General features: G+C 74.8%; 9 protein-coding genes and 1 pseudogene. 6 read left to right on the top strand and 4 right to left on the bottom strand.

Annotation, left to right across the window (positions count from 1 at the left end; genetic code table 11):
- Positions 1 to 123: 123 nt before the first annotated feature.
- A complete protein-coding gene (locus ACFV4G_RS33600) occupies positions 124 to 3,984 on the bottom strand; it encodes an ABC transporter ATP-binding protein (RefSeq protein ID WP_380445966.1) in 3,861 nt (1,286 codons plus the stop codon).
- Positions 3,985 to 4,636: 652 nt separating this feature from the next.
- The gene (locus ACFV4G_RS33595) at positions 4,637 to 5,287 is read right to left on the bottom strand and encodes a TetR/AcrR family transcriptional regulator (protein WP_380445964.1); all 651 of its coding nucleotides are present in this window, start codon (positions 5,285 to 5,287) and stop codon (positions 4,637 to 4,639) included.
- A 139-nt stretch (positions 5,288 to 5,426) separates the two neighbouring features.
- Between ACFV4G_RS33595 and ACFV4G_RS33590 the strand changes: the two genes are divergently transcribed.
- The 4 genes from ACFV4G_RS33590 to ACFV4G_RS33575 all read left to right on the top strand — a co-directional run bounded on the left by ACFV4G_RS33590 (position 5,427) and on the right by ACFV4G_RS33575 (position 11,968).
- Positions 5,427 to 7,136, top strand: a complete 1,710-nt coding sequence (locus ACFV4G_RS33590; RefSeq protein WP_380445963.1) for a carboxyl transferase domain-containing protein — start codon at positions 5,427 to 5,429, stop codon at positions 7,134 to 7,136.
- A 169-nt stretch (positions 7,137 to 7,305) separates the two neighbouring features.
- Positions 7,306 to 9,636: an acetyl/propionyl/methylcrotonyl-CoA carboxylase subunit alpha gene (locus ACFV4G_RS33585; protein WP_380445962.1), complete on the top strand. Its 2,331-nt coding sequence runs from the start codon at positions 7,306 to 7,308 to the stop codon at positions 9,634 to 9,636.
- Complete coding sequence (locus ACFV4G_RS33580; protein WP_380445961.1) at positions 9,633 to 10,625, top strand: hydroxymethylglutaryl-CoA lyase; 993 nt, start codon at positions 9,633 to 9,635, stop codon at positions 10,623 to 10,625. Before ACFV4G_RS33585 ends, ACFV4G_RS33580 begins: the two co-directional genes overlap by 4 nt.
- 152 nt (positions 10,626 to 10,777) lie before the next feature.
- Positions 10,778 to 11,968, top strand: a complete 1,191-nt coding sequence (locus ACFV4G_RS33575; RefSeq protein ID WP_380445960.1) for an acyl-CoA dehydrogenase family protein — start codon at positions 10,778 to 10,780, stop codon at positions 11,966 to 11,968.
- A 210-nt stretch (positions 11,969 to 12,178) separates the two neighbouring features.
- Here the strand turns inward: ACFV4G_RS33575 and ACFV4G_RS33570 are convergent, their stop codons facing one another.
- Positions 12,179 to 12,634, bottom strand: a complete 456-nt coding sequence (locus ACFV4G_RS33570) for a universal stress protein (protein WP_380445965.1) — start codon at positions 12,632 to 12,634, stop codon at positions 12,179 to 12,181.
- A 1,077-nt stretch (positions 12,635 to 13,711) separates the two neighbouring features.
- Here ACFV4G_RS33570 and ACFV4G_RS33565 point away from each other — a divergent pair.
- Positions 13,712 to 14,791, top strand: coding sequence for an HAD family hydrolase (locus ACFV4G_RS33565; protein ID WP_380445959.1), 1,080 nt, complete (start codon positions 13,712 to 13,714; stop codon positions 14,789 to 14,791).
- 104 nt (positions 14,792 to 14,895) lie between these two features.
- On the opposite strand, the gene ACFV4G_RS33560 is transcribed toward ACFV4G_RS33565, so the two are convergent.
- Positions 14,896 to 15,708 (bottom strand): GNAT family N-acetyltransferase, encoded by an 813-nt coding sequence (locus ACFV4G_RS33560; RefSeq protein ID WP_380445958.1) that lies wholly within the window; start codon positions 15,706 to 15,708, stop codon positions 14,896 to 14,898.
- A 1,053-nt stretch (positions 15,709 to 16,761) separates the two neighbouring features.
- On the opposite strand from ACFV4G_RS33560, the pseudogene ACFV4G_RS33555 reads away from it, so the two are divergent.
- A pseudogene (locus ACFV4G_RS33555) lies at positions 16,762 to 17,757 on the top strand (helix-turn-helix domain-containing protein); the annotation flags it as partial.
- Between the last annotated feature and the right edge of the window lie 1,030 nt (positions 17,758 to 18,787).

Genomic DNA, 18,787 nt, shown 5'->3' with positions numbered 1-18,787 from the left:
CGCGCGCGCGCGCCGCGGCGGCTGGCTGCGCGCGCGCGCCGTCGCCCGGTGGGGGTGTGCGCGCCCCCCCCCCACCCACGCCCCCGCCCCCGGCCCGGGCTGGGCCCCGGGCCGGGCTCTTGGTCACCCGGCGGCGACGGTCTCCCCGACGGCGGAGGCCGCGTCGTGGTGCCCGTCCGCGATGAACGCGCGCCAGAGCCGCGCGTACGCCCCGTCGAGGGCGAGGAGTCCGGCGTGCGTGCCGTCCTCGACCACCCGGCCGTGGTCGAGGACGACGACCCGGTCGGCGCGTTCGGCGGTGGTCAGCCGGTGGGCGATCACCAGGGTGGTCCGTCCGCCGCTGAGCCGGTCGGCGGCGCTGTTCACGGCGGCCTCGGTGGCCAGGTCGAGCGCTGCGGTGGCCTCGTCGAGCAGCAGGATGTCCGGGTCGACCAGTTCGGCCCGGGCCAGCGCGATCAGCTGGCGCTGACCTGCCGAAAGGTTTCGCCCCCGGCCCGTGACCTCGTGGTCGTACCCGCCCGACAAGCGGACGATCATCTCGTGCGCGCCGACCGCCCGCGCCGCCGCCTCCACCTCGGCCGCCGTGGCCTCCGGCCGGCCGTAGGCGATCGCCTCCCGCACCGTGCCCGCGAACAGGTACGCCTCCTGCGGCACGACGCCGAGCCGGTGGCGGTACTGCGCGAGGTCGTACCGGGTGAGGTCGACCCCGTCGACCCGGACGGTGCCCTCGGTCGCGTCGTAGAAACGGGCGACCAGCTTCACCAGCGTCGACTTGCCGGCCCCCGTCTCGCCGACCAGCGCCACCGTCTGACCGGCGGGTATGTGCAGGTCCACCCCGGTGAGGACGTCCGGGGAACCGTCCGCACCGCCGTTGTAGGCGAAGCCGACGCCCTCGAAGGAGATCTCGCCGCGCAGCCCCTTCTCGACCGGCACCGGCTCGGCCGCGACGGCGGTGGTCGTCGGCGTGCGCAGCAGCTCCCGGATCCGGCCGAGGCCGACCGCCGCCTGCTGGTAGCCGTCGAACACCTGGGAGAGCTGGTTCACCGGCGCGAAGAACAGGTCGATGTAGAGGAGGTAGGCGACGAGCGCGCCGACCGTCAGGGTGCCCGCGTCGACCCGGGCCGCGCCCACGATCAGCACCAGCGCGGCGGCCACGCTGGACAGGAACTGGACGAACGGGAAGTAGAGCGAGATGTAGAGCTGCGCCCGGACCCGCGCCTCCCGGTAGGCGACGCCCCGGGCGACGAAGCGGTCGGTGTTGGCGTCCAGGCGGCGGAACGCCTGGACGATCCGCATGCCGGCCACGTTCTCCTGGAGGTCGGCGTTGACGGTGCTGATCAGGTCCCGGGAGATCTCGTACTGGTCCCGGGACTTCCGGCGGAACACCAGTGTGGCGATCACCAGCAGCGGCAGCACCGCGAAGACCACCAGGGCCAGGCCCGCGTCGATGATCAGCAGGGCGGCGAAGATGCCGGCGAAGGTCAGCAGGCTGACCACGGCGGTGACGACCCCGGTCTGCAGGAAGGACGTCAGCGAGTCGAGGTCGGTGGTCATCCGGGTCATGATCCGGCCGGACAGCTCGCGCTCGTAGTAGTCCAGGCCGAGCCGGTTGAGGTGGGCGAAGATCTTGAGGCGGAGGGTGTAGAGCACGCGCTCGCCGGTGCGTCCGCTGACCCGGTTCTCGGCGGTCTGCACCAGCCAGTCCAGCAGGACGACCACCAGGGCGGCCACCGAGGCCACGGCGACCCCGGACATCAGGGTCTTGCTCACGCCCTGGTCGATGCCGTGCCGGATCAGGACCGGCAGCACCAGCGCGGCGCCCGCGTCCAGGGCGACCAGCAGCAGGGCCAGGGCGAGCGGGGCCCGGAAGGGGCGCAGCATCCGGCGGAGGGAGAAGTCCGGGTCGCCGGCCTCGGCCTCGGCGCGCGGTATCGCCGGGGTGTCGCCGGCGGGCGGGAGGGCGGCGACCTTGGCCAGCAGGTCGGGCTCGGCGGTGCGGGCCGCCTTGGTCAGGGCGGGAGTGGGGAGCTCGGGGGTGGGGCCGGGTGTTGGGGCCGCTTGGTCGTCGGGCGCTGTGGCGGGCGCGGCACCGGGTACGGCGGCCGCTGTGGGGACAGTGTCCGTTGCGGGTTCGCGCTCGGGCGCAGGTGTGGCCCCGGGCGCGGTCCGGCCGGGTGTGCGGCCGGCCTCCGGGTCGGTGATCAGGGCCCGGTACTGGGGACATCGGGCCTCCAGTTCCTCGTGGGTGCCGATGTCCAGCAGCCGGCCGCGGTCCAGCACGGCGATCCGGTCGGCGAGTTGGAGGGTCGAGCGGCGGTGGGCGATCAGCAGCGTGGTGCGGCCGGTCATCACCGAGCGCAGTGCGTCGTGGATCTCCGCCTCGATCTGCGGGTCGACCGCGGACGTCGCGTCGTCCAGCAGGAGGATCCGCGGGTCGGTGAGGATCGCGCGGGCGAGGGCTATTCGCTGGCGCTGGCCGCCGGAGAGGGTGAGGCCCTGCTCGCCGACCTTGGTGTCGTAGCCGTCCGGCAGCGCGCGGACGAACTCGTCGGCCTGCGCGGCGCGCGCGGCGGCGACGACCTGTTCGTCGGTGGCATCGGGCCGGCCGTACGCGATGTTGGTGCGGACCGTCTCGGAGAAGAGGAAGCTCTCCTCGGGGACGATGCCGACGGCCGAGCGGACCGAGTCGAGGGTGAGGTCGCGCAGGTCGTGGCCGTACAGGCGGATGGCACCGGCCGCCGGGTCGTAGAACCGGGGCACCAGTTGGGCCACCGTCGACTTGCCGGAGCCGGAGGCGCCGACGAGGGCCAGGGTCTCGCCGGGGGCGAGGGTCAGGTCCAGGCCGTGCAGGACGGGCACGGGGTGCTCGGGGTCGTAGCGGAACTCGACCCGGTCGAACTGCAGCGCCACGCCGGGCGTGCGCGGGCCGACCGTCGCAGTACCGGTCGCAGTACCGGCGGCGTCCCGGTGCGCGGCGGCGCCGGGGGCACCTTCGGGGGCGGCGACGGTGAGGTCGAGGGCCACCGCGTCCGGGCGCTCCTGGACCAGCGGGCGCTCGTCGATCAGCTGGAGGACGCGCTCGACGCCGGCCCGGGCCTGCTGGCCGACCGTGATGACCATGGTGAGCATCCGCACCGGGCCGGTCATCTGGGCGACGTACGTGGAGAAGGCGACGAAGGTGCCGAGCGAGACCCGCCCGTCCACGGCCAGCCAGCCACCGAAGGCCAGCACCGCGACCTGGGCGAGCGCCGGGATCGCCTGCATCGCCGGGTTGTAGCGGGCGTTGAGCCGGATCGAGCGCAGGCGGGCGGCGAAGAGGTTGCGGGAGGCGACCTCCAGCTTGTCCAGCTCCTGCGCCTCCTGGCCGAAGCCCTTGACCACGCGGACCCCGCCGATCGCCTCGTCCACGACGCCGGCGACGGCCGCGGCCTCCTGCTGGGCCGCCCAGGTCGAGGGGAACAGGCGCTTGCGGCTGAGCACGGTGACCCACCAGAGGGCGGGGGCCATCACGAGGGCGATCAGGGTGAGCGGCGGGGAGAGCCAGACCATCACGGCCGCCGACATGACGAACATCAGCAGGTAGCCGGTCATCATCGGCAGCATCGAGAGCAGCCCGTTGACCAGCTGGAGGTCCGACGTGGCGCGGCCGACCACCTGGCCGGTGTCCAGCCGGTCCTGGCGGTGGCCGTCGAGCCGGCCGAGCGAACGGAACAGGTCGCTGCGCAGGTCGTGCTGGACGTCGAGCGCGAGCTGACCGCCGTAGTAGCGGCGGACCTGCGTGCAGCCGAAGACCACGACGGCGGCGAGCAGCAGGACGACCGCCCAGGGGCCGAGCGAGCGGGAGTGCGTGGTGATGACGTCGTCGATGATCAGCTTGGTGACCAGCGGCACGAGCGAGGTGACGGCCATGCCGACGAGCGAGGCACCGAAGGCGAGCAGCAGGCTGCGCCGGGACCGCAGGCAGTAGCCGATCAGGCGGCGCAGCCAGCCGCCGGCCTCGGGGGACGCGGCGGTCGGCGGCGCCGTTGCGGTAGGCCCGGCCGGTGCCGCCGTTGCGGGCGGCGCGGGCGGCGCGGCCGGCCCGGTCGGCGCTGGGGTTACGGGGGTCGTGGGGGCAGGCTGAGTCGCCGCGACCGCCGGGCCGGCCGGGGTCGCCGGGGGCACCAGGCTCTCGGGACCGGCCGCGGCGGTCGGTCCCGGTTTCGCGTCGGGGGCAGGTGGGCCGCTCGGGGATTGCTCCACCGTAGATCCGTGAGTCTCAGGCATATTTAGGGATGCTAACCATTCCGTCGGGACGCCGCCATGCCGTTTCCGGCCGGGCCGGGGTGCGGGGCGGGTCGGGCGCGCGCCCGGGCGCGCGCTCGCGACAGGCTCCGGCGGAGTGGCCAACAGCCCGCGGCCTGCGGTGATTCCCGCCCGGACACCCGGACGGACCAACCGGCCCCGCTGTCACCAGGGTCGGCCACGCCCGCCCCGATCGCCCACCGGCCAGGGGGCGGCCGGGTGCCGTCCTTTGGACCTAGGTCCGGAGGCGGGACGGGAGCCGGGCGCGACCGCGGCCAGCCCCGGTCGCGGCCGCTCGCACGGGCGGCCTCGGGCGGCGGCGCAGTCGACCCCCGGGGCAGCCACAGCCGCCTCAGGCGTGGGCGGACGCCGATTCGGCCGCCGCCGAGAACGCACCGTGGGCGAGGCTGTGCAGCAGCGCGGCCATGCCGTCGCGCTGGAGGCCGGGGCCGGGGCGATCGGCCTGGGCCGCCGGGTTGGGCCCGAGGCTGTGCGGGGTCGAGTTGATCAGGCCGAAGACGGCGTGCACCGCGGCGCGGGCGACCGGCTCGGCGGCGGGGTCGGCCAGCGCCGGGTAGGCCTGCCGGACCACGTCGACCCACAGCTCGACGTAGCCGCGCTGGAGCCGGCGGACGGTGCGGCGGTCCTCTTCCTTGAGGTTCAGCAACTCGCGGTCGTGCAGGGTGATCAGGTCGCGGTCGTCGAGGGCGAACTCGACGTGGCCGCCGATCAGCGCGTCCAGCGCGGCGGCCGGGCCGTCGCCGCCGCCCGCGCGCCGGCGCCCCTCCTCCAGCAGGCGCTCGCTGATGCCGATCAACAGGTCGGCGAGCATCGCGTCCTTCCCGGCGAAGTGCCGGTAGAGACCGGGGCCGCTGATGCCGACGGCCTTGCCGATCTCGTCCACGCCCACGCCGAGGAAGCCCCGGGCGGCGAAGAGCCGGGCGGCTTCCCGGCGGATCTGGTCGCGGCGCGGGAGCGCGGTGGTTCCGGGGACGTTCGGCATGCCGCCCATCGTAGACAGTCGGGTTATCGCCCGTTAACCTGGGCGCGTAAGTTAACGTTAATTAACTTCAGGGAGAGCGGGCGCACCGGAACCCGGGCCACCCCGCCACCCGGTGCCGAGGGCAAGGGAGCTCTTGGGAATGGTCATCTCAACCGCCGGCGTATCCACCGGCGTCCATGGCAGCGCAGCGCGTGGTGGCGCGGCGGGCGGCACCGCAGCGCCCGGGGCCGCCGCCCCCGCGCCCCGGCTCGGCACGGCCGCCGACCCGGCCTCCGAGGCCTACCGGTCCAACACCGAAGCGCACCGGGCGCTGGTCGCCGAGCTGCGCGAGAAGCTCGGCGCGGCCGCCCTCGGCGGCGGTGCCAAGGCCCGCGCCCGGCACACCGCGCGCGGCAAGCTGCTCCCCCGCGACCGCGTGGACACCCTGCTCGACCCCGCCTCGCCCTTCCTGGAGCTGGCCCCGCTGGCGGCCGACGGGATGTACGAGGGCGCCGCGCCCGCGGCCGGCGTCATCGCGGGCATCGGCCGGGTCGCCGGGCGCGAGGTGGTGGTCGTCGCCAACGACGCCACCGTCAAGGGCGGCACGTACTACCCGATGACGGTGAAGAAGCACCTGCGCGCCCAGGAGGTCGCGCTGGAGAACCGTCTCCCCTGCATCTACCTGGTGGACTCCGGCGGTGCGTTCCTCCCCATGCAGGACGAGGTGTTCCCCGACCGGGACCACTTCGGCCGGATCTTCTACAACCAGGCCCGGCTCTCGGCCGCGGGCATCCCGCAGATCGCCGCCGTGCTCGGCTCGTGCACGGCGGGCGGCGCGTACGTCCCGGCGATGAGCGACCAGGCCGTCATCGTCCGCAACCAGGGCACGATCTTCCTGGGCGGGCCGCCGCTGGTGAAGGCCGCCACCGGCGAGGTGGTCACCGCCGAGGAACTGGGCGGCGGCGAGCTCCACTCCCGCACCTCCGGCGTGACCGACCACCTGGCCGAGGACGACGCCCACGCCCTCTCCATCGTCCGCACGATCGTGGCCGGCCTGGGCCCGCGCCCGGAGCGGCCGTGGCCGCTGGCCGCGGTCGAGCCGCCGGCCGTCGACCCGGCCGGCCTGTACGGGGCCGTCCCGGTGGACCCGCGCACGCCCTACGACGTGCGTGAGGTGATCGCCCGGCTGGTCGACGGCAGCCGGTTCGCCGAGTTCAAGGCCGAGTACGGCGCGACCCTGGTCACCGGGTTCGCCCGGATCCACGGCCACCCCGTCGGCATCGTCGCCAACAACGGCGTGCTGTTCTCCGAATCGGCCGTCAAGGGCGCCCACTTCATCGAGTTGTGCGACCAGCGCGGCATCCCCCTCCTCTTCCTGCAGAACATCACCGGCTTCATGGTCGGTCGGCAGTACGAGGCGGGCGGCATCGCCAAGCACGGCGCCAAGATGGTCAACGCCGTCGCCTGCACCCGCGTCCCGAAGCTGACGGTGGTGATCGGCGGCTCGTACGGAGCCGGCAACTACTCGATGTGCGGCCGGGCCTACTCACCTCGCTTCCTGTGGATGTGGCCGGGCGCGAAGATCTCCGTGATGGGCGGCGAACAGGCGGCCTCCGTCCTCGCCACCGTCCGCCGCGACCAGTTGGAGGGGCACGGCGAGGAGTGGCCGGCCGAGGCGGAGGAGGAGTTCAAGCGACCCGTCCGCGAGCAGTACGAGCGCCAGGGCAACGCCTACTACGCCACGGCACGGCTCTGGGACGACGGCGTGATCGACCCGATGGACACCCGCACCGTGGTCGGCCTCGCCCTCACCGCCTGCGCCAACTCCCCGCTGCCGCCGCCCGGTCCGTACGGCGTCTTCCGGATGTGACCCCGCGCTCCCCGGGCGGGGCCCCGCACCTCCCTTCCCCGCCCGGGGCGCACCCGCTCCCGGTGTGACCCCTCCGACGTCGGCCGCCGGGCCCATCGCCCGGGCCCGCGCCCGGACCGTCCACCCCACCTCCTTCGTACGGCCCCCTCGACCCGGAGGAACGCCTCCCATGTTCGACACAGTTCTGGTCGCCAACCGCGGCGAGATCGCCCTCCGGGTGATCCGCACCCTGCGGCGGCTCGGCGTGCGCTCGGTCGCCGTGTTCAGCGACGCCGACGCCGACGCCCCGCACGTCCGCGAGGCCGACGTCGCCGTCCGCCTCGGCCCGGCCGACCGCAGCGACAGCTCGGCCGCCGAGACCTACCTGCGGACCGACCAGATCCTCGCCGCCGCCCGGCGCACCGGCGCCCAGGCCGTCCACCCCGGCTACGGCTTCCTCGCCGAGAACGCCGCCTTCGCCCGCGCCTGCGCGGACGCGGGCCTCGTCTTCATCGGTCCTCCTCCCGGTGCGGTCGAGCTGATGGGTGACAAGATCAACGCCAAGGAGGCCGTCCGGACCGCCGGCGTCCCGGTGGTCCCGGGCAGCCGGGCCACCGCGCCCACCGACGACGAACTCGTCGCCGCCGCGGACGAGATCGGCTACCCCGTCCTCCTCAAGCCGTCCGCCGGCGGCGGTGGCAAGGGCATGCGGCTCGTGCGGGACCCGGCCGAACTGCGGACCGAGATCGCCGCCGCGCGCCGTGTCGCCCGGACGGCCTTCGGTGACGACACCCTGCTCCTGGAGCGCTGGGTGGACCGCCCCCGCCACATCGAGGTGCAGGTGCTCGCCGACGCCCACGGCACCACCGTCCACCTCGGCGAGCGCGAGTGCAGCCTCCAGCGCCGCCACCAGAAACTGATCGAAGAGGCACCCTCCGTCCTGCTCAACGCCGAGACCCGGGCCGCGATGGGAGCCGCGGCCGTCCGCGCCGCGGAGTCCTGCGGCTACACCGGGGCCGGCACCGTGGAGTTCATCGTCCCCGGCATCGACCCGGACTCCCCCGCCCCCGACTCCCCCGAGGGCGTGCGGGAGTTCTTCTTCATGGAGATGAACACCCGTCTCCAGGTGGAACACCCCGTCACCGAGCTGGCCATCGCCGTCGCCGACCCGGACGGCGGCCGCCCCCGCCGTCTGGACCTGGTCGAGTGGCAGCTGCGCGTCGCCGCCGGCGAGCGCCTCACCTTCGGTCAGTCCGACATCTCCTTCCTGGGCCACGCCATCGAGGCCCGCATCTGCGCCGAGGACCCGGAACGGGACTTCCTGCCCACCGGCGGACGGATCCTGGTGCTCGACGAGCCGCAGGGCGAGGGCATCCGGGTCGACTCCGGGGTCGCCCCCGGAAGCGTCATCACCAGTGCCTACGACCCGATGCTCGCCAAGGTCATCGCGTACGGGCCCGACCGCCCGACCGCGCTCCGCCGCCTGCGCGCCGCGCTGGCCGACACCCGCATCCTGGGCGTCACCACCAACACCGGCTTCCTGCGGCGACTGCTCGCCCACCCCGACGTCGTCGCCGGCCGACTGGACACCGGCATGGTGGAACAGACCGTCCGGCAACAGCCCGCCCTGCTGGCCTCGCCGCACTCGCCCGCGACGGCCACCGACTCGGCAGCCGACCAGGCCGACCAGGCCGACCGAACCGACCACGCGGCCCCGGCCGACCCGGGCGCGACCGACGGATATCCCGCACCCGTCCACCTCCTCTACTACGCGGCCGCCCTCGCGCGGCACGCGGACCTCACCCCGGCCGCCGACTCCGGCGGCTGGACCGACCCCTTCTCCCTCCCCTCCGGCTGGCGCCTGGGCGGCGCACCCGCCTGGACCACCCACCGGCTCCGGGCCCCCGGCCAGGACCCCGTCTCGGTGCGCATCCGTTCGATCACTGCCGGCAACGTAGCCGACGCCACTGACATTCCCGGCAATGTCACCCTTGAGGTGGAAATCGGACTCGGCTCCGGCCCGGCCCACCGGGCCCGAGCGGTCCGCACCGCCGACCGGCTGCACCTGACGGTCGACGGCCTGCAGACCTCCTTCGTGCTGACCGTCGACGACACCCCCGGGGTCGCCGGCGCCCCGGTGACCTGGCTCGGCGTCGAGGGCGACGCCTGGCCGCTGCACAGCCACGACGCGGTCGGCGAGGGCGCCGCCGCGGCCGGCGCCCACCACGGCGCCCTCACCGCCCCGATGCCCGGCACCGTCACCGTCGTCAAGACCGCGACGGGCGAGGCGGTCCGCAAGGGCCAGGCCCTGCTCGTCCTGGAGGCCATGAAGATGGAACACGTGATCTCCGCCCCGCACGACGGAGTCGTGAGCGAGCTCCGCGCCACCGCCGGGGCCACCGTCGCGATGGAGGAGCTGCTGGTCGTGGTCACCCCCACGGAGGAGGGCGCGGACGTTCCCGCGGGCGCCCCCACCGGCGCGGACGCGACCGCCACGAGCCCGGCGGAGGTGCGGTCGTGACCACCGCCTCCCCCGCCCACGAGCCCGACGCGCTCGAACTCGGCCTGCCCGACCCCGTCCGCGCCCCCGGCCTGCCGGAGGAGGTCCGGATCCACGAGGTCGGACCGCGCGACGGGCTGCAGAACGAGAGCGCCCTGGTGCCCGTCGAGGTCAAGGCCGAGTTCATCGCCCGGCTCGCCGCCGCCGGGCTGCGGACGGTCGAGGCCACCAGCTTCGTCCACCCCAAGTGGGTGCCGCAGCTCGCCGACGCCGAGGACCTGGTGCCCCGGCTGGCCGACCTGCCCGGGCGCCACCCCGGGCTGCGGCTGCCCGTCCTGGTGCCCAACGAGCGCGGCCTCGACCGCGCGCTCGCCCACCACGCCGCCGACATCGCGGTGTTCGCCAGTGCCACCGAGACCTTCGCGCGCCGCAACCTCAACCGCTCGGCGGACGAGGCGATGGCGATGTTCCGCCCGGTCGTCGAGCGCGCCACGGCGGCCGGGGTCGCGGTCCGCGGCTACCTCTCGATGTGCTTCGGCGACCCGTGGGAGGGCCCCGTCCCGGTCTCCCAGGTGGTCCGCCACGGCGTCGCGCTGCTGGAGATGGGCTGCACCGAGCTGAGCCTCGGCGACACGATCGGCGTGGCCACCCCGGGGCAGGTCGCCGCCCTGCTCGCCGCGTTCGCCGCAGCGGGGGTGCCGGCCGAGCGGCTCGCGGTGCACTTCCACGACACCTACGGCCAGGCGCTCAGCAACACGCTCGCGGCGCTCCGCGAGGGCGTCACCACCGTCGACGCCTCGGCCGGCGGCCTGGGCGGCTGCCCGTACGCCAAGAGCGCGACCGGCAACCTCGCCACCGAGGACCTCGTGTGGATGCTGCACGGCCTCGGCGTCCGGACCGGCGTGGACCTGCGCGCGCTGGTCGCCACCAGTGGCTGGATGGCCGAGCGCCTCGGCCGCCCGAGCCCCTCCCGCACCGTCCAGGCGCTGCTCGGCGCCGCCCGGGGCTGACCGTCCCGGATCGCCGTCCGGCGTCCCCCGTCCACTCGGACGACCTTCTTTCCAGACGACCACCCCACGCGACCGTCACACCATCGGACGGACGCCGGTCACCCCGCTCACGCCCGCGGCCACCCCGGCCGGGCGGCCCCAGGAGGAACACCGTGTTCGATCACCGGCTGAACAGCGAGTACGAGGACCTGCGGCGCACCGTCGCCGAGTTCGCCCAGGACGTGGTGGCGCCGAAGATCGGCGAGTTCTACGAGCGGGAGGAGTTCCCGTACGAGATCGTCCGCGAGATGGGGCGGATGGGCCTGTTCGGCCTGCCCTTCCCCGAGGAGTACGGCGGCATGGGCGGCGACTACTTCGCGCTCGGCCTCGCGCTGGAGGAACTCGCCCGGGTCGACTCCTCGGTGGCCATCACCCTGGAGGCGGCGGTCTCCCTCGGCGCCATGCCGATCTACCGCTTCGGCACCGAGGAGCAGAAGCGCGAGTGGCTGCCGCGGCTCACCTCGGGCGAGCTCCTCGGCGCCTTCGGCCTGACCGAGCCCGAGGGCGGCTCGGACGCCGGCGCGACCCGCACGACGGCCCGCTACGACGAGGCCACCGACGAGTGGGTCATCAACGGCACGAAGTGCTTCATCACCAACTCCGGGACGGATATCACCGGGCTGGTCACCGTCACCGCCCTCACGGAACCGCTCGCTCGTTCGAGTGAAGAGGGCGAATTCCGCTCGCCAACGCGCGAGATCTCTTCCATCATCGTGCCCACCGGGACCCCGGGGTTCCAGGTCTCGAAGAAGTACTCGAAGGTCGGGTGGAACGCATCCGACACCCGCGAACTGTCCTTTACCGACTGCCGTGTTCCCGCGGCCAACCTGCTGGGCGAGCGTGGCCGAGGCTACGCCCAGTTCCTGCGGATCCTCGACGAGGGCCGCATCGCGATCGCGGCCCTGGCCACCGGCCTGGCCCAGGGCTGCGTCGACGAGTCCGTCGCGTACGCCGGCACGCGCCGGGCCTTCGGCCGGCCGATCGGTGCCAACCAGGCCATCCAGTTCAAGCTCGCCGACATGGAGCTGCGCGCCCACACCTCCCGCCTGGCCTGGCGGGACGCCGCTTCCCGGCTGCTGCACGGAGAACCGTTCAAGAAGGAGGCCGCCATCGCGAAGCTGTACTCGTCCGAGGCCGCCGTCGACAACGCCCGCGAGGCGACGCAGATCCACGGCGGGTACGGCTTCATGAACGAATTCCCGGTCGCCCGTTTCTGGCGCGACTGCAAGATCCTGGAGATCGGCGAGGGCACGTCGGAGGTCCAGCGCATGCTCATCGCCCGGGAGCTCGGCGTCACGTCCTGAACCGCACCCTGCGGGGGTAACGCCCGCCCCCGCAGGGACGGTTGGGGCAGGCGACCGGGGCCGGCCGTCCGCCGTGGTCGGCGGCTGCGGCCACCTCCGGCGGTCGGCAGCTGCGGCCGCCTCCGGCCGGCGGCGACAGCCGTGGGCCCGCGCCGGATCGGAACGGTGAGGGGATGGACGCGAGGGGATGGACGCCGGGCTGGTGCGGCGTCAGGGGATGACGATCACCGGTCGGTTGGCGCGGCGCGCCAGCCGACCGGAGACCGAGCCGAAGATCTTGCCGAGCAGGCCGTGCGTCGTCCCGACGACGATGGCGTCGGCGGCGTACTCGCGGCCGACCTCCTCGATCTCGTGGCAGATGTCGCCGCCGCGCTCGACCAGGATCCACGGCACGCCGGCGAGGAAGTCGGCGCAGGCGAGCTCCAGGCCCAGCACCTCGGTGCGGTGGTCCGGGAGGTCCACGAAGACGGGAGGCTCACAACCCGCCCAGACGGTGGCGGGCAGGCGGTTGGCGACGTGCACGATCACCAGGCCGCACTGCGAACGGCGGGCCATGCCCACCGCGTAGGCGAGGGCTCGCTCGCTGGACAGCGAGCCGTCGAAGCCGACGACCACGCCGTGCTGGAAGGCCGGGTCGCAGGCGCGGCCGGGCTCGTCCTGGACGATCGGCTCGGTGTGCGCGGACCGGCCGGACGTCTCCGGGCGGTCGGCGCCCGGGCCCAGGCGCCCGCTCACCGCGGGCTCCGTGCGGTCGGCCGCGGGCTCACCGCGCCGTCGGCGGTCACCGGGACGACCACCGGCGCGGTCGCGGCGGACGATGTCGCGCAGCGAGCGCGCGAAGCCCTGCACGCCGCCGTGCGCGGGCTCGTGATGCTCTGCGCGGTGGGCACCACCGGGAACGCCCGCGTCGGGCCGGCCGGAGCCTGCGCGGCCGGAGTCCGCTTGGCCGACGTCCGCACGGCCGGTGACTCCATCGCCGGTGGCTCCGTCGCCGGTATCTGCGCGGCCGGTGTCTGCACGGCCGGTGTCTGCACGGCCAACGCCCGCGCGTTCGGCATCTGCACGGTCAGCATCTCCGCGGCCGGTGTCCGCACAGCCGGAATGCGCACGGCTCGAATCCACCTGGCCGGAATCCGCACGGTCGGCGTCGTCGCGCGGAGCGGAGTCGCCTTCGGTCGCTGGGCCCGTGCCACGGGGAGCGTCCGGTTCAACCGGTCGGGAGAACTCAAAACCAGCCATGGTTCACGGCTCTTCGCGGGAGAGGGGCCGACAGGAGAGGACAACGCTGCCCGGGGAGCAGGCCCGCCCACGGGATGACATCGGTCTGCGCCGCCCAGCACCGTTTGTGACCTGTTCCTTTCAGAGTACGACGGGCGTGAGGCCCAGCCCAGCGGCGAAGCCCCGGGGCGCCGTTGTTCCCGCGAAAGGGGGATGCGCCCACCGAGACCGCGCGCCCCACTCGCAAGCCTTCGCGCCCCCTCCGGAAAGGAGGTTCCCTGGAGCTTGACTGAGCGAACCGGACCGCGCAACAGGCCCACGGGACACCGTGACCGGACTGTCATTGATCGGCGACGATCCGTCGCGGGCCGTCGCGACCCGTGACGTCACACCCGTCCCACCAGGCCTGTTCCGCCCCACCGGCACACCGGTCCGCAGCACCCGTTTCAGCCACTTCGTGCGGGTTCGCGACGCGCTCTGGCATTTGCCAGGTGCATAGGCGCGGGCACTGGCACCATGCTCGGCATGCCCCTGCTCCTGTTCGACCTCGACAACACGCTGCTCCCCAGGGACGCCGCTTTCCGGGCCTGGGCGCAGGACTTCCTGTCCGAACGCGACCTGCCGCCCGGAGACGTCGACTGGTTCGTCACCCTGGACGGCGGCGGCTACGTGCCGCGCAGCACCGTACTGTCCGCCGTCCGGCGCCGCTACGGGTTGGACGCCTCTTCCGACGACCTGCTCGACCACTACCGACACGGCATCAACTCCCACATCCACTGCCCGCCCCGACACGTCGAAGCACTGCGGGCGGCCCGGGCCTCCGGGTGGACCCTCGGCATCGTCAGCAACGGCGGGACGGGCCCGCAGTCGGAGAAGATCCTGCGGACCGGGCTCGGCCCGCTGGTCGACGGCTGGGTCATCTCCGAGGAGGCCGACTGCGTCAAGCCCGACCCGCTGATCTTCGAGATCGCCGCCCGGCGGTGCGGTGTCTCCCCCACCGGCGACTGGGCCGCGAACACCTGGATGGTCGGGGACCACGCGCCGGCCGACATCGCCGGAGCGGAGCTGACCGGTCTGCGCAGCGTCTGGCTGCACCACGGCCGGCCCTGGGCCGAGATCGGCTACCGGCCGACGCTGAAGGCCGCCGGCCTGCCGGAGGCCGTCGGCCAGGTGCTGGCCGCGCGCAACGCGCCGTCCGTCCGGGCGGGCGTCCGCGCGGGCGTGCCGGTCCGGCGGCGACCGGCCGCGCAGACGCGCGTGGTGGCCGCCTCGGCGGGCAGCGCTGCGAGCGGGCAGGCGGCCGTGACGGCGCTCATCGGCGCGCGGTCCGGCGTACGGCCGACAGCGTCCGCCTCGGAGGGCTCGCGTGCGCCTGTTCCCGTGAACGCCGGGGCGGGCGGCACAGGAGGACCGGAGGCGGGGGTCGCTGTCCGAAACCGCTCAGGTGAGCTTGCCGTGATCGTCGCGGAGCACAACGAGGCGGGCGCGAACGGTGCGGGCACGCCCGTCGAGCGTCCAACGGCGTTGCTCCCCAGGGCGGATGGGCCCGTGCGAACCAGGTTCGCCGTCCCGTTGGAGGCGCTGCCGACGGCAGCGGCGCGGTAGGTCGGCGGCAAGAGGCCGGCAGCAGCAGCGCGGTAGGTCGGCGGCAAGGGGCCGGCAGCAGAGGCCGCCAACAGGAGGCCGTCGGCAAGGCCGTCGTGCCGGGGCTACTCCTGCGCCCGGGCCGCCGGCGCGGTCCGGGTCCACCAGCACGTGCGCCCCTGGTCGGCGAACCCGAGCCTGCGGTAGAGCGGTTCGCCGACGGCGGTGGCGACCAGGGTCACCGGGCGGTCGGGTCGGGCCGCCGCCAGGGCGGTCTCCAGCACGGCGCGCGCCACGCCCCGGCCACGGGCGAAGGGCAGCGTGGCGAGCCAGTACACCCCGGTGGCACGGCCGTCGTCGTAGGTGAGGCAGGCGCCCGCCGGCGTGCCGTCGAGGCGTCCCAGCCACACCCGGCAGCCGGAGTCGTGCAGCATCCGCTCCGGGACCGCCTCGCCGCGTGTCCAGGGTTGCCGGGCGGGCTGCGGAAAACCGTCGACGATCACGCGTTCCGCGGCGGCGAGGGTGTCGCCGTCCACCACCTCATCCACCGTCAGGGAACCTCCGCCCGCCGCCTCACGGGCGTACGGCAGCGACTGCCCGCCGCCCCCGACCGGGCCCGGCTCACGGACCATCACCGGCATGACCGGTAGACGGGTGGCTCCGAGGCCGGTCAGGTCGAGGCCGCCGTACGGGTCCTCCAGGGTGAAGCGGCCGGTGGACCAGGCCGCCAGGAGCTCGGCCAACTCCGCTTCCGGCAGAGCCGGTTCGGCGTACGGGCGGGCGATCAGGACGCGGTGCGGGTCGTCCGGCGTGCGGGCGCAGCGGACGGCGGTGAGGGCGCCGCCGGTGCGGGTCCGCCAGCCGTGCGCCCGGGCCTGGCCGAGCCAGAAGGCGGCGGCGTTGTCGTTGGCCTGTTCGAGCCGGCGCGGATCGTTCACGACTGGACGGTAACCCGGGCCGTCACGCCGGCCGCGGCCCGCCCGGACCCTGGCCGAATGAAGCCAGGGAGGCGCACTTCCGCCGACTTGTGCGCCCTCCCGTGCACCGCCGATTTTCGGTCAATTTCTGGCCGGTCCCTCCCGCTTGGGCAAATCCGCAGCCCAGACCCGCCGGCCGGGCGCCCCGGAGCCGGACGCCCCAGGAGCGGCCCCGCGACAACCAGCCACCGTTACACCGGCCCTCTTCCCAGAAGGGTCGACGGGTGCCACGCTTCGTGATCGAATGCATCACGCCAAATTGCCATGTCGACATAGCGTCGGATGGTGAACTTGTCACAACGGCAACGGTCCACCCGATAGATTTCGATCTTGGCTAGCAGTGCCGCACCACCCACACCACACCACCGAGGGGGCTTGAGCGCCTTGAGCAGGGTGAGCAGGAGCGACGCGGGTCCTGACAGCGGCCAGACGGTGGCCGGCATCGCGGGTCGCCCCGCGAGAAGCGCTGGCACCTCCGCGATCGCCGCCACCACCCGCAACTCCGGCACCTCCGGCACCGCTTCGTACCCCTCCCACTCCGCCGGACCGAACGCTCCGGCCGCCCACTCCGCCGCGCCCGGCGCCCCTTCCTACGGCGCGTCCCCGGAGCACGGCGGACCGGCCGTCAGCCGAGGCCCCATCAACCCCGGCCAGCCGTACGGCTCCGGCGGTGCGGGCGCGGCATACGGATCCGGCACCGCAGGCCCGGGCTACGGATCCGGTACCGCGGGCGCGGGTTACGGCTCCGGGGCCGCGGGCCAGGGTTACGGATCCGGCGGCGCGGGCCAGGGTTACGGCGCGGACTACCCCGTCTACCCGGGCACGCCCGGCGCTCCCGGCCTGCCCGGCGGCTCCACCGGCACGCTCGGCGGACTCGGCCTCGGCCCGGGCGTGGGCGTCGCGGGCGGGCACGGTCCGCTCGGACACGGCGCTCCGCACGGTCCGGCACACGGCGGTGCCCACGGCGGCCCGCTCGGCGAGCGGTCCGGCGCGAACGGCTCCGCGACGGCGGTGATGACCGCCGCGCCGCGCAAGCTGTCCGGCCGGCGCCGCCGCGAGACCGTCGCGGTGCTGATCTTCGGCGGTGCCCCGATCTTCGAGAGCTCGATCCCGCTCTCCGTCTTCGGGGTCGACCGCCAGGACGCCGGGGTGCCGCGCTACCGCCTGCTGGTGTGCGCCGGGGAGGAGGGCCCGCTCGCCACCACCGGCGGCCTCACCCTCTCCGCCCCCTACGGCCTGGAGGCCCTGGCCCGGGCCGGCACGATCGTCGTACCGGCCTGGCGGTCGATCTCGCAGCCGCCGCCGGTCGAGGCGATCACCGCCCTGCGCAAGGCGCACCACGAGGGTGCGCGGATCATCGGCCTGTGCACCGGCGCGTTCGTGCTCGCCGCGGCCGGCCTGCTCGACGGGCGGCCGGCGACCACCCACTGGATGTACGCCCCGACCCTCGCCAAGCGCTACCCGCGGGTGCACGTCGACCCGCGTGAGCTCTTCGTCGACGACGGCGACGTGCTGACCTCGGCCGGCACCGCCGCCGGCATCGACCTCTGCCTGCACGTGGTGCGCAGCGACCACGGCGCCGAGGCGGCCAACGCGCTCGCCCGCCGGCTGGTGGTGCCGAGCCGCCGCAGCGGTGGAGGACAGGCCCAGTACATCGATCAGTCTTTACCGGAGGAGATCGGCAACGACCCGCTGGCCGAGGTGGTCACGTGGGCGCTGGAGAACCTCAACCAGCAGTTCGACGTCGAGGTGCTGGCGGCTCGCGCCTACATGAGCCGGCGCACCTTCGACCGGCGGTTCCGCACGCTCACCGGCAGCGCGCCGCTGCAGTGGCTGATCACCCAGCGGGTGCTCCAGGCGCAGCGGCTGCTGGAGACGTCGGAGCTGTCGGTGGACGACGTCGCGCGGCGGTGCGGGTTCCGTTCGCCGGTGGCGCTGCGCGGGCACTTCCGCCGTCAGCTCGGGGTCTCGCCGGCCGCCTACCGGACCGGCTACCGGGCGCGTCGGCCCGGCCCGCAGACCGCGGGACCGGCCGGTCCGCACGGGGCGGCCACCGCGACGGCGGCGGGCGGCGGCGCGTTCGGCGGGGTGCACGGCCAGCAGCCGGCGCACGCGTTCCCGGCGGCGGCCGGCGGTCCGGTGCTGCCCGCGCAGCACGGTCAGCACCCGCAGCACGGTCAGGCGGCGGCGCACGGCCAGCCGGGCGGCCACGGTCAGGCCGGTCCGCACGGCCAGCCGGGTCCGTTCGGTCCCGGTCCCGCCGGTGCGCAGGCCCCGCAGCCGCACCACGCGCGCCCCGGTCAGGCGTACCCGTACCAGCAGGCTGCACAGCAGCCGTACCCCGGGCAGCCGGGTGCGGCGCGCGGTCCGGTGCGGCCGCCGCTCGTGCCGCCGCAGGCCGGTCCGGGCGCGGGCCGTCCGCCGCGCACGGCCGAGCACGCGGCGACCGAGGACGGGCTCCCGCAGCCGGGTGCGCGCGGCCAGGGGCAGGGTCACCGGAGCGCGGTCGAGCGGCCGGCGGACGAGCCGGGTGGCGCCGGGGCGGTGCGCGGTCACGGCTCGCCCGGCGGGCAGCCGGCGTCCGGCGGCGACGTCCGGGCGCGTCAGGCCCGGGCGCCGCAGGTCCGTCCGCAGGGCGGGCGCGCGGCGGCGGCCGACGGCGGCCGTGCCGCGGCGAGGGAGGCCAGGCCCGGACGGGACGGCCACCCCGTCCGCCCGGACCGGGAGGCCGACCACACCGGCGCCGCGGAGCACCGCGACCTCGGTGAGCACGGCGACCACGCGGACGGCCTCGGGCCGGACGAACGGTCCGCCGAGGCGCTCGCCCAGGCCCCCCGCTCGGCTCCACCGGTCCCCGCGGCGCGTGATCGCGCCGTAGGGTGAGTTGCGTGAATGACCGTTTGGTATGGATCGACTGTGAAATGACCGGCCTCGACCCCCTCCCGGACCCCCGGGGGGGGGGCGCGGGCCGGGGGTCGGGCGGGGTGGGGTCCGGGGCGCGGCGCGCGCCCTCGGCCGGGCCGTCGCCGAACGCTTCGCC

Source organism: Kitasatospora sp. NPDC059747 (assembly GCF_042732955.1).
GTDB lineage: Bacteria > Actinomycetota > Actinomycetes > Streptomycetales > Streptomycetaceae > Kitasatospora.
Note: the sequence above shows the minus strand (reverse complement) of the source record. Positions and strands in the feature narration are given on the sequence as shown.